Raw genomic sequence first — 12700 nt, 5'->3', positions numbered from 1 at the left:
TGTTCCCCGACCGTCGTCTCCGACGGGGAACCCACGGTTTTCCCGGTGAGAAGGATCATGCCTGTTCCCCGGCCGCCGTCTCCGTCGGAGAGCTTGCCACCGTCTCCCGTGAGGAGCACGCCGACGTCTCCGGTGAGGAGCCCGCGGCCGTCTCCTCTGGGGAGTACGCCGCCGTCCTCGCCGGCTTCCTCGTGAGGCGGTAGGCGGCGAGGGCCGCGCCGAACCCGGAGTCGATGTTGACCACGGTGATCCCGGCCGCGCACGATGTGAGCATGGCGAGCAGGGCCGTCACGCCCTCCAGCGCGGCGCCGTACCCGGTGGACGTGGGCACCGCGATCACCGGCGTCTCGACCAGGCCGCCGACGACGCTCGCCAGCGCCCCCTCCATGCCCGCGATGACGATCACGCTGTCGGCCGCGCGCAGGTCTCCGGCGGCGGCGAGCACCCGGTGCAGCCCCGCCACGCCCACATCCCTGATCACCGTGGTCCGCAGGCCGAGGGCGGACGCGACGGCCGCGGCCTCGGCGGCCACCGGGCCGTCCGCGGTTCCGGCCGTGACCACGGCGACCGTGTGCCCGATCGGCCGTGCCCGCCGCCAGGTCAGCAGCCGCGCGTCCCGGTCGTACCGGCCGCCGGGGACCCGCTCCGTCACGGCCTCGGCGGCGTCCGGTCCGACCCGGGTCACGAGGACGGGCCCGGTGTTCCGGTCCAGCAGCGCGGTGACGATCCCGATGATCTCGGCCACCTGTTTGCCCGGGCCGTAGACGATCTCGGGCAGTCCCTGGCGGGCCTCGCGGTCGAGGTCGAGGCGCGCGTATCCGAGGTCGAGGGCGCCGCTCACGGCTTCTCCTCTCGCGGCGGTCTCCGGCGGAACACGGTCACCCTCCGGCGAGGTAGGGGATGGTCATGGGCCCCTCCGGCAGGACGCAGACCCGTCCGGGCAGGGCGCGCACGGTGGCGGCGACGTCCTCGGTTCGCTCCAGGTGGGCGGCGGCGAGGTCGGCGTCGCCGAGGTGGGAGGTGTGCATGATCACGCGGGCGTGCCGCTGGATGCGGGCCTGGATCTGCACCTGCCACTGGTCGGGCACGGTCTCGGTACGGCGGGAGATCTCCTCGAACAGCGCGTCCGGGGAGGCCGCGGAGGTGAGGACCTCCCGGTAGGAGCCGTGGTCGGGGAAGCCGTCCCGGCACTCGGCGGCGCAGACGATGGTCCCGCCGGGCCGGACGACCTGGGCGGCGGCGCTCATGCCCTTGACCGCCTGGTAGAGGTTCTGGTCGAGCGGGAAGCCCGCGTTCGTGGTGACGACCACGTCGAAGGGCTCGGCGACCGGGCGCATCGCGGCGGCGCGGGCGGCGGCCGTGGCGGCGGCGTGCATCGGCGCCAGGTCGCCGCCGAACGCCCGCACGATCCGCTGCTCGCGGTTCAGCACGACGTCGAGGGCGAAGGTGACGCCGGTCGCGGCGGCTATGGCGCGGACGTCGTCGTGGACGGGGTTGCCCTCGATGACCCCCCAGGTGGCCCGGGGGTCTCCGATGCGGGCCGCGTCGTGCAGGGTGAGCACGGTCTCCAGGGCGGCGAGGCCGGGCGCGACCAGCTTCGGGCCGCCGGAGAACCCGGCGAAGAAGTGCGGCTCGACGAACCCGGTGGTGATCCGCACGTCGGCGTCGGCCCACTCCCGGTTCAGCCAGACGGGGACGTCCCTGCCGTGGCGGCCCATCCACTTCAGGGAGGAGGCGTCGCGGGCGTCGTGGTTGACGATCCGTACGGTGTCCGCGACCTCGTCGCCGAACATCGCGCGCAGCTCGGCTTCGGTGTTGCCGCGGTGCGTGCCGGTGGCCACCAGGATCACGACGTCGTCCAGGCCGACGATTCCGTCCAGCTCGGCCAGGATCGCCGGGATCATCAGGTGGCGCGGCTGGGGTCTCGTGCCGTCGCAGGCGGAGATCGCCACCGTCTGGCCTGGGCGCACCCGCTCGCGCAGCGGCGGGCCCGCGACGGGTTCGCGCAGGGCCCGTCGCAGCTCGGCGGCCTCGTCGGCCACGGCGGGCCGGGCGACGGGTGTGATCACTGTCGTGCGGTCGTCCGGCAGGTCCACCGCGAGACCGTCGGTGCCGTAGGCGAGCTCAACCCGCATCGTCCAGCTCCCTCCACAGTTCTCCGGGCACGGGGACGGCGGCGAGGTCGAGGTCCTCCCGGATCTCCTCCGCGCTGCGCGCCCCGATCAGGACCGTGGTGACGGCCGGGTGCCGGTGCGGGAACCGCAGGGCCGCGGCGGGCAGCGGCACGCCGTACGAGGCGCAGATCCGCCCCAGCCGCCGGGCGCGCTCCACCACCTCGGCCGGGGCGGTGTCGTAGTCGTAGGTTGTGCCACCGGCCAGGACGCCGCTGTTGAAAACCCCTCCGGCGATCACGGCGACACCGCGCCGGTCGCACTCGGGCAGCAGTTCCCCCGCGGCGGAGCGGTCGAGCAGCGTGTACCGTCCGGCGACGAGCACCGCGTCGAGGTCCGTCTCACGGACGAACCGGGTGAGCATCCCGGCCTGGTTCATCCCGGCGCCGATCGCGCCGACGACCCCCTGGTCGCGCAGCTCGGCCAGCGCCGGGTACGCCTGGCCCGCGGCCTGCTCCCAGTGGTCGTCGGGGTCGTGGATGAACACCAGGTCGAACCGGTCGAGCCCGGTGCGCCGCAGGCTGTCGTCCAGCGAGCGCAGCACGCCGTCGCGGCTGTAGTCGCGCACCCGCACGTAGCCGGTGCTGCCGGGGAAGCCGTCGGCCTCGCCCTCGCCGGGGACCAGGACGCGGCCCACCTTCGTGGACACGACCGCCTCGGCCGCGCCTTGCGGCAGGCCGCGCAGGAAGCGGCCGAGGCGCTCCTCGGCGAGGCCGGTGCCGTAGTGCGGCGCGGTGTCGAAGTAGCGGATCCCCGCCTCCCACGCGGCGGCGAGGGTCCGCTCGGCCTGCTCCTCGCTCACCGGGGAGAACAGCCCCGCCAGCGGGGCGGTGCCCAGGCCGTACGGTCCCAGCCGGGCCGCGAGGCCGGGGCCCGGCCGGGCCCCGGACGCCCCGGAGGCACCTGGTGCGGCTTCCGGAGCGCCGGGGCCGGAGTCGGCCGCCGCTTCCGGGGCACCGGAGCCGGAGCCGGGCACCGATTCCGGGGCACCGGGGCCGGAGCCCGCCGTCATGACGACACCGGCCGCAGGCGCAGGCCGGCCATCCCGCCGTCCACGGCCAGCTCGATCCCGACCGTCGACCCCGACCTCGGGCTCGCAAGGTACGCCACCGCCTGGGCGACCTCCTCGGCCGTCACCAGGCGGCCGTGCGGCTGGCGCGCGGACAGCGCGGCGCGCTCGGCCGCCGGGTCGGGGGCGGCGTCCAGCAGCCGCCCGACCCAGGGGGTGTCGACGGTGCCGGGGTTGACGCAGTTGACGCGGATGCCCTCGCGGATGTGGTCGGCCGCCATCGCGCGGGTCAGCGCGAGCACCGCTCCCTTGGACGCCGAGTACAGCGCCCGCTGCGGCAGCCCGGCCGTGGCGGCGATCGAGCAGGTGTTGACGACCGCCGCGTGCGGGGACTCACGCAGGTACGGCAGCGCCGCCCGGGTCACGCGGGCGATCCCCACGACGTTCAGGTCGAACACGCGCAGCCACTCGGCGTCGTCGTTGTCGGCGACCGTGCCCTGCGCGCCGATGCCCGCGTTGTTCACCAGCACGTCGATCCGGCCGTACCGCTCCGCCACCGCCGTGACGGCCGCGCGCACGGCGGCGTCGTCGGTCACGTCGCAGACGAACTCGGTGTCCCGCAGGTCCAGGACGGTCACCCGGGCGCCCCGCGCGGTCAGCTCCTCGGCGACGGCCCTGCCGATGCCCGAGGCGCCGCCGGTGACGACGGCCACCAGACCGTCGAACTCCCCCTGGCTCATGCCGCCCCCTCGCGAAGCACCCCGCGCCCGGCGATCCGCCCGGTCATGCCGCTCCCTCGCCTAGAGGCTCGGGATCGCATTCGCGAAACGCCCCGTACTCACTGATTCGCTGGCTCATGCCTGCCCCATCCGCTGACGCTGACGGCCCAGGCCGTCGATCTCCAGCTCCACCACGTCGCCCTTGCGCAGGTACGCCTCCGGGCCGCGGCCGAGCGCCACCCCCGCCGGGGTGCCGGTGTTCACCACGTCGCCCGGCTCCAGCACCATGAACTGGCTGAGGTACCAGATCACGTGGTGCACGCCGAAGATCTGGTTGCCGGTGCTCCCGTCCTGGCGGAGCTCGCCGTTCACCCACAGCCGCAGGCCGAGCGCCTGCGGGTCGCCGACCTCGTCCGCCGTGACCAGCCACGGGCCGAGCGGGTTGAACGTCTCACACGACTTGCCCTTGTCCCACTGGCCGCCGCGCTCGTTCTGGAACTCGCGCTCGGACACGTCGTTGGCGATCGCGTACCCGGCGAACACGTCCGCCGCCTCCTCGGGGGAGGACAGGTAACGGGCCGTGCGGCCCAGGACCACCGCGAGCTCGACCTCGTAGTCGGTCTTCACGCTGCCGCGCGGGACCAGGACCTCGTCGTCGGGGCCGACCATCGTGTTGGACGCCTTCATGAAGACGACCGGCTCGGCGGGGATCGCGGCCCCGGTCTCCTCGGCGTGGTCGGAGTAGTTCAGGCCGATACAGATGATCTTTCCGGGCCTGGCGACCGGCGCGCCGATCCGCTCGTACGGCCCGGCCTCGGGCAGCTCGCCGGCGTCGAGAGCGGACCGTACGCGTTCGAGGCCCCCGCCGGCGAGGAACGCCCCGTCGATGTCCGCCGTCAGCGACGACAGATCGAGCACCCGGCCGTCCGGCCCCAGCGCACAGGGCCGCTCCCGGCCCTCCGGTCCCACTCTCAGCAGCTTCACGGTCGCCTCTTCCAGCAATTCACCCGATGTATCGGACCGGTCGAGCCTCCCATATTCATCGGGTCGAAGTAAAGCTTCTCCCTTACCATCACGCGGGCATGGCTTGACCGCATCTGGAGCGCAACGTACTGTCCGCCGTATTCGTTGGATGAATTTGGAGCAGGCATGCCCACCATCACCTCCGTAGACGTGATCGACATCAGGTTCCCCACCTCGGCCACCCTCGACGGGTCGGACGCGATGAACCCCGACGGCGACTACTCGGCCGCGTACGTCGTCCTCGGCACGGACGGCGATCTGTCGGGGTACGGCCTGACCTTCACGATCGGGCGCGGCAACGACCTCTGCGTGACGGCGGCGCGGCAGATCGGCGCCCGGCTGGCCGGCCGCGACGTGGACGAGCTGGCCGGGGACCTCGGCGGCCTCTACCGCGAGATCATGGCCGACAGCCAGATGCGCTGGCTGGGCCCGGAGAAGGGCGTGGTGCACCTGTCCGCCGCGGCCGTGCTCAACGCCGCCTGGGACCTCGCCGCGCGCCGGGCGGGCAAGCCCCTGTGGCGGTTCGTCGCGGACATGTCGCCCGAGGAGCTGGTGGCCGCCTGCGACCTCAGCTACCTGTCGGACGTGCTCACCCCGGCCGAGGCCGTGGAGATGCTCGCCGCGCTCGCGCCCACACGCGGGGAGCGGATCGCCGAGCTCACCGGACACGGCTACCCCGCCTACACCACCTCCCCGGGCTGGCTGGGCTACGACGACGGCAAACTGCGGCGCCTGTGCCGTGAGGCGGTCGCCGACGGCTGGACCCATGTCAAGCTCAAGGTCGGCGCGGACGTCGAGGACGACGTGCGCCGGCTGTCCATCGCCCGGGAGGAGCTGGGCGACCGCACGCTGATGATCGACGCCAACCAGGTGTGGGACGTCCCGCAGGCCGTCGAGTGGGTGAACCGGCTCGCGCCGTACGGGCCGCTGTGGATCGAGGAGCCGACCAGCCCCGACGACGTCCTCGGCCACGCCGCGATCCGCAAGGCGGTCGCCCCCGTCGGCGTCGCCACCGGAGAGCACTGCCACAACCGCGTCATGTTCAAGCAGCTCCTCCAGGCCGGGGCCATCGACTTCTGCCAGATCGACTCCTGCCGCCTGGCGTCGGTCAACGAGATCGTCCCGGTCCTGCTGATGGCCGCGAAGTTCGGCGTGCCGGTGTGCCCGCACGCGGGGGGCGTGGGCCTGTGCGAGCTGGTCCAGCACATGTCGATCATCGACTACGTCTGCGTGAGCGGCAGCCTGGAGGGGCGGGTCCTGGAGTACGTGGACCACCTGCACGAGCACTTCACCGACCCCGTCCGCATCGTCCGGGGCCGCTACCTGCTGCCCGAGGGGCCCGGCTACGGCGCCCGGATGCACCCGGAGTCGGTCGCCGCGTACCGTTACCCCGACGGCGAGCAGTGGGGGGTGTAGCGGGATGGGCGTCGTGGAGACCGCCATCGACACCGTCAAGCAGCTGATCATCGATGGCGAGCTGCGGCCGGGCCAGAGGCTCCCGGTGGAGAAGGACCTGGCCGAGCAGCTCGGCGTCTCCCGCAACACGCTCCGCGAGGCCGTACGGGCCCTGACGGCGATGCGGGTGCTGCAGACGCGCCAGGGCGACGGGACCTACGTCACGAGCCTGTCCCCCGGCCTGCTCCTGGACGGGATGAGCTTCGTCGCCGACCTGCACCTCGACGCGGGCGCACGGCAGTTCCTGCACGTCCGCCGGCTGCTGGAGCCGGAGGCGACCGCCCTCGCCGCGACCCGCCTGCCCGGTGACGTCCTGGACCGGCTCGGCGACGTGCTGGCGGAGGCCGAGCGGCTCGCCGGACGACCGGACGTGGACCACGACAAGCTGATCGTCCTGGACCAGGAGTTCCACAGCCTCATCACCGCCCACTGCGGCAACCCGGTGCTCGCCGCGGTGATCGAGAACATGTCCGGCCGCACGGTGCGGGCGCGGGTCTGGCGCGGGATGACCGATCCCGGCGCCCTCCTGCGCACGCTGGGCGAGCACCGGTCGATCCACGCGGCGCTCCTCGCGCGGGACCCCGACCGGGCGCGCCTGTACGCGGCCGTCCACATCCTGGGCGTGGAGGAGAGCCTGGCCGGCGACGCGCCGACGGAGACGGGAGACCCGGATGAGTGACGAGACCCGGACGGACGACAAGGCTCCGGCGGGCGGCGAGCCCCCGGCGGACGACGAGGCCCCGGCGACGACGGACGAGGCGATCGACCGCCTGACCGGGCGATTGCGGCGGGAGAGCGGCGTGGTCGTCGCCTACTCGGGCGGGGCCGACTCGGCGCTGCTGGCCGTCATGGCCTCCCGCGTGCTCGGCGCGCGGGCGCTCGCGGTGACCGCCGTCTCCCCCAGCCTCGCCGCCTCCGAGCGGGCCGCCGCCCGCGGGTTCGCCCGCCGGTACGGCCTGGCGCACCTGGAGGTGTGCACGGACGAGGCCGACCGCCCGGAGTACGCCGCCAACGGCGCGGACCGCTGCTACCACTGCAAGTCGGCGCTGTTCGACGCCCTCGGGCCGCTGGCGGCGGCCATGGGGGCCCGGATCGCCCTCGGCACCAACCTCGACGACCTCGGCGACCACCGGCCGGGGCAGCGGGCGGCGGCGGAGCGCGGGGCGATCGCGCCGCTGGTCGACGCCGGCCTGACCAAGGCGGACGTCCGCGCGCTCAGCCGCGAGCTCGGGCTGGTCACGGCGGACAAGCCCGCCGCGCCCTGCCTGGCCTCGCGGGTGAGCTACGGCGACCCGGTCACCCCGGAGGTGCTGCGCCGGGTCGAGGTCGCGGAGGCGGCGCTGCGCGACCTCGGTTTCCCGGTGTGCCGGGTGCGCGCCCATTCGGGCGGCACGCTCGCCCGCGTCGAGGTCCCGCGGGACGACATCCCGCGCGCGGGCGAGCTGCGTGAGCGCGTCGACGCGGCCGTCCGCGGCGCGGGCTTCACCTTCTGCTCGCTGGACCTGTCGGGCTTCGCCTCCGGCCGCCTCAACGCGTTGCTGCCGCTGCTCCCTTCCTAGGTTCTGTTCTGTGGACCTTTTCGCCCGCCGCGGTCGTCCAGGCGGGGATCCGCAGAACAGCACCCGGATTCCGTTCCGGTACGGCCTCCGGTCAGCCCACGGCGTAGGCGCGGGTGATCGTCTGGGTCAGGCGGGTGCCCGCCGTGTCGGTCACGGCCGCGCGCAGGGAGACGAACCCGGCCGCGGACGGGTTCCGCAGCACGGCGGTCCAGCCGGAGCCGGTGCGGACGAGCGGGACGGGACGCCAGCTCGCCCCGTCGTCGGCGGACATCTCCAGGCGGATCGACCTCGTCTCCGCCGCGGCGGCGCCGGGGTTGCGCTCGATCCACACGGACATGCGCGTCACGCCGCCCCGCTTGGCGCGGTTCGAGTCGTCCAGGCCGTCGGGGCCGTAGCGGACCGCCGTCAACGGCAGCGGCTGCGGCTTCTCCGTGTTCGCGGACCGGAACGTCCAGGTGGACTCCACCCCGGTGGAGAGCGCCGAGTGCGACACCTGCCTGCGCATCGAGGCGGTGAGCGTGTAGGCGCCGGCCCCGGCGGGGAGATCGGCGTGGAGTTCGCATCCTTCCGGCCGGTAGATCTCACAGCCGGCCAGGTCGGCGCGGGCCAGTGTCTTCCCGTCCCGGGTCAGGGTGGCGGCGCCGGTGGCGGCGGTGTCCGACCCCGTCCTGCCCGGACGCCCGTCGGCGAACAGGCCGACTCCCGAGAAGGTCAGCTCGTCGCCGGTACGGTTACCGCCCGGCAGCAGGAACGACGGGCCGGTGACCGCCGCGTTCCAGACCTCCCCGCTCTCCCCGCGCTTCGCGCGCCGACCGCCGTCGAAGGTCAGGGAGGTGCCGGTCTGGAGGCCGCTCTCGTAGGTCACCCCGGGGGTCCGGTACTGGACGAGTGTGCCGGGCAGGGGGAGGTCATAGACCAGCGGTGTCAGGGACGAACCCGGGAACTCGGGAAAGAGCGTTCCGGCCAGCGGCATCCCCGTGGCCGCCACGCCCGAGGCCCGGTAGGTCGTGGAGATCTTCGCCAGTTCCTTCCGCCTGGCACGGTGGACGGGGTCGCCGGGGATGCCGTCGGTGTGACGGTCGACGAGATCATAGACGTACGGGCTGGGCGAGACGTCCCTGCTCAGCCACAGGGTCCTCAGCGTGTAGGTCAGGCCGGGCCGGCGGACGGGGACGACGAAGAACCCGGTGTTGGGGTCCAGGCTCGTGAACATGTTGAAGTTCCACGCGCCGTGGGCCAGCCCGAACTCGAAACCGCGCCGGATCTGGGCGCTCGGGTCGTCGAGCGTGACCCCGGTCGCCCTGCCCTGACGCGCGTCCACCGTCAGCCGGACGCCGTCTCCGTCGACCCTGAGCGGGGAGTCGGCGGCGGTGTCGGCCCGCTTCCCGTCGATCTTCTCAAGGGTCTCGGTGTAGACGTTCCAGTCGCCCTTGGGGAGCCGTACCGTGGCCGTGCCGTCGTGGAACACCGGCTCGATGACGGTCCCGGTCGCCGGGTCGTAGATCTGCGCCATCCAGGGATCGACCGGTTGCCCCTGCCTGCCGACGACGGTGACGGTGACGTCGTAGGACTCGGGCTCGACGTAGGCGCCGGCCACGGTGCGGATCACCGTGTCACCCGCGTTGGCGGTGACCGTGCCGGCGTAGTCGCCCGGGGCCTTGCCGGTGGCGTCGATGGTGAGCGTGACCGACGCCTGTCCCCCGGCGGGCACGTCGAGCTTCCGGACGCCGAGTCCGACCGCCTCTCCCCCGCCGGTCAGGTCGAGGCTCACCGGCGTGTCGCCGGAGTTGGTGTAGGTGATGGTCCCGGTCCTGCGGCGCTCCTTCGGGCCGTCCCAGGGGAAGGCCGCCCAGGCATCCGTCGCCTGCGCCGTGACCTGCTGCCTCAGGGAGCGGGCCACGTCCACCCGCCCGGTGCCCTGCCGGTACGGCGTGGCCCCGGCCGAGGGTGCGGCGCCGCCGGTCAGCGCGGCCTTGAGCCGCTGCCCCGTCCAGTCGGGGTGACGCTGGGCGAGGATCGCCGCGGCCCCCACCACGTGCGGCGTCGCCATCGAGGTTCCGGACATCGCCACATGCGTGCCCTCGGCGGTGCCCGCGGCCGCCGCCGCGACGATCTCGACGCCGGGCGCGGTGAGATCCGGTTTCACGGCGTGGTCACCCACCCGGGGGCCGGCGCTGGAGAAGCCCGCCACCCGGTCGTCCCTGTCGACGGCGCCGACGGTGAGGGCCGCGTCCGCGCTGCCCGGACTGCTCACCGTGCCCGGTCTGCCGTTGTTCCCGGCGGCCACGACGAACAGCGTGCCGGTCCGTTCCGACAGCGTGTTCACCGCCTGTTCCAGGGGGTCGAGTCCCGGCTCGTCGGGGCTTCCCAGGCTGAGGTTGACGACCTTGGCCCTGACCTCCAGGGCGGCCCACTCCATGCCCGCCAGGATGGCGGAGTCGACGGGCCCGGCCGGTCCGCCGACCTTCCCGATGGCCAGCCGCGCGCCCGGGGCGACGCCCCGGTACCTCTCGTCGTTGCCCGCGATGGTCGAGGCGACGTGGGTGCCGTGGCCGAGGTCGTCGCGGACATCGGGCTCGTCGCTGAAGTTGCGCGCCTGCGTCACCACGCCCTTCAGATCCGGATGGTCGGGGTCGTAGCCGGAGTCGAGGACGGCGACCGTGACGCCCTCCCCGGTCATCCCCTGCTTCCACGCCTCGGTGGCGCCGATCTGCGCGGTGCTCCGGTCGAGGGTGAAGGACCGGCGGCCGTCCAGCCAGATCTTCGCCGTGCCCGCGGCCAGCGTACGGGCGCCGCCCGCCATGTCCTTCCACGCCTGGGCCGCGCCGCTCTTCGGCAGGCTGAGCGTGGTCATGCCGAGGCCGGCGAGCCCCTTGACGTCCTGCGCGCTCCTGAGGGCGGGGGCCTGGCCGGTGCCCGACTGCGTGATCAGCGGGATGTCGGCCCGGTCGGCGTCGCCGTACCGCCACGCAAGCAGCCGGGTGACGTCGAACAGCCGCCGGTCGAGCGTCCCCCTGGTGAGCAGGGGCTGGGCGTCGGACGGCACCACGTACAGGTGCCCATCACGCACCTGGCTCCTGAAGCCGACGTCCTGGCGGCCGGGGCCGGGCTCCACCCGGTGCCCGCGGCCGGTCACCACGACCCGGTCACCGGTGATCAGGGTCACCCCGTTCGGCTGCCGGGAAGGGGCCTGTGACGCGGGGGCGGGTGTGGGCGTGGGGGCGGCGCTCGCGATCGCCGTCATCGCCACGACGGCGGCGAGGAGCGGTCTTCCAAGGATCATGACCCGTCACCGCCCGTCTGCGGAAGCCGGTCCGTCCAGTCGGTGGTCAGCAGGAGGAGTTCGTAGGGGGACCCCGACACGCTTCCGTCGTTGCCCAGGAGGTAGTTCGTCCGGGTCACCCGGGCGGTCTCGGGATCGACGACCAGCGTGATCTCCTCTCCGACGTCGGGGTTGGGGATCAGCAGTTTCCGGCCGCCCTCCACCGCTCCCGCGTCCCGGACCCCCGGGACGGCGGCGAGGCTCCGGAACGCCGCGGAGCGGGCCTTCGGCGGCGTCGGCAGCTCCGAGATCAACGCGATCAGAGGAATGGTGGGGTCCCCTCGCTGTTCGGAGAGGAGCATGTTCTCCTCACGTCCCCGAAGCCCGGCGATCCACGCGTTCAGCGCCTCGGGATCCTCCGGCAGCCCTTCGAGGTCCTCGAAGCCCACCTTGGCGCCCTTGAGCATGAACGGGTCCGGGTCCGGGTTCGGGGCCGGTACGACGGCGTCGGGTGGATCACCCGGCTCGCCCCTGGTCCAGCGCCTGCCGTCCCGGACGGTCCAGCTGTCCATGGGCGGGATCTCCGGATCCTGCCAGTCGGACCTGACGTGCCAGTAGGTCCCGGAGTCCTGCGGCGCTTTCTCCGCGCTGACGGCCGCCATGAGCAGGACCTCCCTGCCCTGGGCCGGCGTACCGGCGGGCGTGGTCCCCCCGGTGGCGAGCACGGCGACGGCCGCCGCGGCGGCGACGGCGGCCAGGCCGAGCCCCTGCGTGAACCACCCGATCCGCCGGGGCGCGCGGCCTCGCATCCCGGCCTGGAGCCGCCGCCTGCTGCGAGCGACCGCCTCGGCGGGCGGTTCGGGCTTGGCCAGCAGGCCGGCGAGCGGGGTCAGGTCGTCATCCACGGATCATCTCCTTGTCGATGAGGGCGAGCATCTTCGCGCGGGCCCGGCTGAGCCTGGAGCCCACGGTGCCGACGGCGATGCCGAGTGCCTGGGCGATCTCCTCGTAGCCGAGCTGGCCCAGCGCCACGAGAAGCAGGACGTCGCGCTCGCCCCCGGAGAGCGCGGCGAGTGCCCTGGCCAGGTGCGGCTGCATGCGCTGGGCGGCGACGGAGGTCACGACCCGGCTCTCGTGGCCTTCCGCGTCCGGTTCCGGCCCCAGCCGGGCCAGCGCCCGGTAGTGGCGGGTCTCCTTGCGCCGGTGCCTGGCGATGAGGTTGGTGGCGAAGCCGAACAGCCAGGGCCGCAGGCTCCCGAGTTCCGGGTCGAACCGGTCGCGCCGGCCGAAGGCCAGCAGGAACGTCTCGGCGGTGATGTCCTCGGCGATCTGCGTGTCCAGCCGGCCGGCCACGTACCGGTAGATGTCGCGGTAGTAGCGGTCGTGCACCTCGGTGAACAGCTCGGGGTCACGCCGGTACCGGGCGACGAGTTCGGCGTCGGTGACCGGTTCGCTCACTGCCGCGATCAAATTCTCTTCTCCGACATGAGCCTTCCTTCCGG

Annotated in this window: 11 protein-coding genes; 3 read left to right on the top strand and 8 right to left on the bottom strand. The window is 73.6% G+C overall.

Translation table 11 applies throughout. From position 1 onward, the window contains the following. Nucleotides 1-55 precede the first annotated feature (55 nt). The 5 genes from larB to ACFYSC_RS23760 form a co-directional block, all read right to left on the bottom strand. Nucleotides 56-841 carry a nickel pincer cofactor biosynthesis protein LarB gene (larB, locus tag ACFYSC_RS23780; RefSeq protein ID WP_389965476.1) on the bottom strand — a complete coding sequence of 262 codons (786 nt, stop codon included), beginning with the start codon at nucleotides 839-841 and terminating at the stop codon, nucleotides 56-58. 37 nt (nucleotides 842-878) lie between these two features. Beyond that, nucleotides 879-2135, bottom strand: coding sequence for a nickel-dependent lactate racemase (larA, locus tag ACFYSC_RS23775; RefSeq protein ID WP_389965473.1), 1257 nt, complete (start codon nucleotides 2133-2135; stop codon nucleotides 879-881). Then, nucleotides 2125-3183, bottom strand: coding sequence for an aldo/keto reductase (locus ACFYSC_RS23770; protein ID WP_389965470.1), 1059 nt, complete (start codon nucleotides 3181-3183; stop codon nucleotides 2125-2127). Before ACFYSC_RS23770 ends, larA begins: the two co-directional genes overlap by 11 nt. Further along, nucleotides 3180-3920 carry an SDR family NAD(P)-dependent oxidoreductase gene (locus ACFYSC_RS23765; protein ID WP_389965467.1) on the bottom strand — a complete coding sequence of 247 codons (741 nt, stop codon included), beginning with the start codon at nucleotides 3918-3920 and terminating at the stop codon, nucleotides 3180-3182. The genes ACFYSC_RS23770 and ACFYSC_RS23765 overlap by 4 nt, the downstream gene beginning before the upstream one ends. A gap of 114 nt (nucleotides 3921-4034) precedes the next feature. Then, entirely contained in the window at nucleotides 4035-4883 is an 849-nt protein-coding gene (locus ACFYSC_RS23760; protein WP_389965465.1) for a fumarylacetoacetate hydrolase family protein, read from the bottom strand. A gap of 165 nt (nucleotides 4884-5048) precedes the next feature. Here ACFYSC_RS23760 and ACFYSC_RS23755 point away from each other — a divergent pair, with 165 nt between their 5' ends. Genes ACFYSC_RS23755 through larE form a run of 3 tightly spaced genes read left to right on the top strand, consistent with a single transcriptional unit; the run spans nucleotide 5049 to nucleotide 7936 of the window. Then, entirely contained in the window at nucleotides 5049-6338 is a 1290-nt protein-coding gene (locus ACFYSC_RS23755) for an L-fuconate dehydratase (RefSeq protein WP_389965462.1), read from the top strand. A 4-nt stretch (nucleotides 6339-6342) separates the two neighbouring features. After that, nucleotides 6343-7056, top strand: coding sequence for a FadR/GntR family transcriptional regulator (locus tag ACFYSC_RS23750; protein WP_389965459.1), 714 nt, complete (start codon nucleotides 6343-6345; stop codon nucleotides 7054-7056). Beyond that, entirely contained in the window at nucleotides 7049-7936 is an 888-nt protein-coding gene (gene larE / locus ACFYSC_RS23745; RefSeq protein WP_389965456.1) for an ATP-dependent sacrificial sulfur transferase LarE, read from the top strand. Before ACFYSC_RS23750 ends, larE begins: the two co-directional genes overlap by 8 nt. 91 nt (nucleotides 7937-8027) lie before the next feature. Here larE and ACFYSC_RS23740 read toward each other — a convergent pair whose 3' ends face one another. Genes ACFYSC_RS23740 through ACFYSC_RS23730 form a run of 3 tightly spaced genes read right to left on the bottom strand, consistent with a single transcriptional unit; the run spans nucleotide 8028 to nucleotide 12668 of the window. Beyond that, entirely contained in the window at nucleotides 8028-11219 is a 3192-nt protein-coding gene (locus ACFYSC_RS23740; protein ID WP_389965453.1) for a S8 family serine peptidase, read from the bottom strand. Then, nucleotides 11216-12103, bottom strand: a complete 888-nt coding sequence (locus tag ACFYSC_RS23735) for a CU044_5270 family protein (protein ID WP_389965450.1) — start codon at nucleotides 12101-12103, stop codon at nucleotides 11216-11218. Before ACFYSC_RS23735 ends, ACFYSC_RS23740 begins: the two co-directional genes overlap by 4 nt. Further along, nucleotides 12096-12668 (bottom strand): RNA polymerase sigma factor, encoded by a 573-nt coding sequence (locus ACFYSC_RS23730; RefSeq protein ID WP_389965448.1) that lies wholly within the window; start codon nucleotides 12666-12668, stop codon nucleotides 12096-12098. The genes ACFYSC_RS23735 and ACFYSC_RS23730 overlap by 8 nt, the downstream gene beginning before the upstream one ends. Nucleotides 12669-12700 lie beyond the last annotated feature (32 nt).

It is taken from the genome of Streptosporangium sp. NPDC004379 (genome assembly GCF_042873875.1).
Classification (GTDB): Bacteria; Actinomycetota; Actinomycetes; order Streptosporangiales; family Streptosporangiaceae; genus Streptosporangium.
Note: the sequence above shows the minus strand (reverse complement) of the source record. Positions and strands in the feature narration are given on the sequence as shown.

What these genes read in the sequence shown, in the direction of transcription:
- larE (WP_389965456.1), top strand. Translation starts at nt 7,049, where the DNA reads ATGAGTGACGAGACCCGGACGGACGACAAGGCTCCGGCGGGCGGCGAG.
- ACFYSC_RS23740 (WP_389965453.1), bottom strand. Translation starts at nt 11,219, where the DNA reads ATGATCCTTGGAAGACCGCTCCTCGCCGCCGTCGTGGCGATGACGGCG.
- ACFYSC_RS23770 (WP_389965470.1), bottom strand. Translation starts at nt 3,183, where the DNA reads ATGACGGCGGGCTCCGGCCCCGGTGCCCCGGAATCGGTGCCCGGCTCC.
- larA (WP_389965473.1), bottom strand. Translation starts at nt 2,135, where the DNA reads ATGCGGGTTGAGCTCGCCTACGGCACCGACGGTCTCGCGGTGGACCTG.
- ACFYSC_RS23750 (WP_389965459.1), top strand. Translation starts at nt 6,343, where the DNA reads ATGGGCGTCGTGGAGACCGCCATCGACACCGTCAAGCAGCTGATCATC.
- ACFYSC_RS23755 (WP_389965462.1), top strand. Translation starts at nt 5,049, where the DNA reads ATGCCCACCATCACCTCCGTAGACGTGATCGACATCAGGTTCCCCACC.
- ACFYSC_RS23765 (WP_389965467.1), bottom strand. Translation starts at nt 3,920, where the DNA reads ATGAGCCAGGGGGAGTTCGACGGTCTGGTGGCCGTCGTCACCGGCGGC.